Source organism: Mesorhizobium sp. M4A.F.Ca.ET.050.02.1.1, from assembly GCF_003997725.1.
Lineage (GTDB): Bacteria > Pseudomonadota > Alphaproteobacteria > Rhizobiales > Rhizobiaceae > Mesorhizobium.
On sequence record NZ_RZSG01001280.1, the window covers coordinates 1 to 944 of the forward strand.

At 68.9% G+C, this 944-nt stretch carries 1 protein-coding gene; it reads left to right on the top strand.

Annotation, left to right across the window (positions count from 1 at the left end):
• A partial coding sequence (locus EOA33_RS36935; RefSeq protein ID WP_145989562.1) for a class I SAM-dependent RNA methyltransferase occupies positions 1 to 944 on the top strand: 944 nt, incomplete at both ends.

Below are 944 nucleotides of genomic sequence, written 5' to 3' on the forward strand. Positions count from 1 at the left end.
TTGCCTGCGAGGTCGATGCACTGGTGGCTTGCGCGCCCGAGACTCGCCGTCGGGTCGTCTTCAGCGCCAGACGCACCGAGGCCGGCATGCTGTTTGGCTTCGTGCGCGCGCTCTCCTCGGAGATCATCCCGATCGAGGAATGCCCGATCTCGCTGCCGGCGATCGTTTCCGCGCTCGATCGCCTGCGAAGGCTGGCCGGGCTGGTCGCAGCCACGCCAAAACCCTTCCACATGACCGTCACCGTGACCGCTTCCGGCCTCGATGTCGCGGTTCAGGATGCCGGCAAGCTCGGCGAGAACCAGCGCCGCATCGCGTCGAACTTCGTTCTTGCCGAGGGATTGGCCAGGCTTTCCGTCGACGGCGAGATCGTCGTCGAGCCGAGGAAGCCGGTCGTGCAGTTCGGGGGTGTGCCTGTCGCCGTGCCGCCGGGCGCCTTCCTGCAGGCGACCGAAGCGGCCGAGCAGGCCATGGCCGGCCTCGTCGGCGAGCACCTTTCCCGTGCGAAAAGGCTCGCCGACCTGTTCGCCGGCTGCGGCAGCTTCGCGCTGCGCCTGGCCGCCAAGTCGGAGGTCCATGCCGTCGAAGGCGATGCGCCGGCGCTTGCCGCGCTCGACCGCGCCTTCCGCTTCGCCAGCGGCCTGAAGCGGGTGACCAGCGAGCGCCGCGACCTGTTCCGGCGGCCGCTGACTTTCAAGGAGCTGAATGCCTTCGACGGCCTGGTCTTCGATCCGCCGCGCGCGGGAGCCGAGGATCAGTCGAAGCAGATCGCCCGCTCGGACGTGCCGCTGGTGGCCGCCGTATCCTGTAACCCGGTGACGCTGGCGCGGGATCTGCGCATCCTGATCGACGGCGGCTACACGCTGAAGAGCGTGACGCCGATCGACCAGTTCCTGTGGTCGCCGCATGTCGAGGCCGTCGCGCTGCTGGAGAAGCCGAAGCGAAGG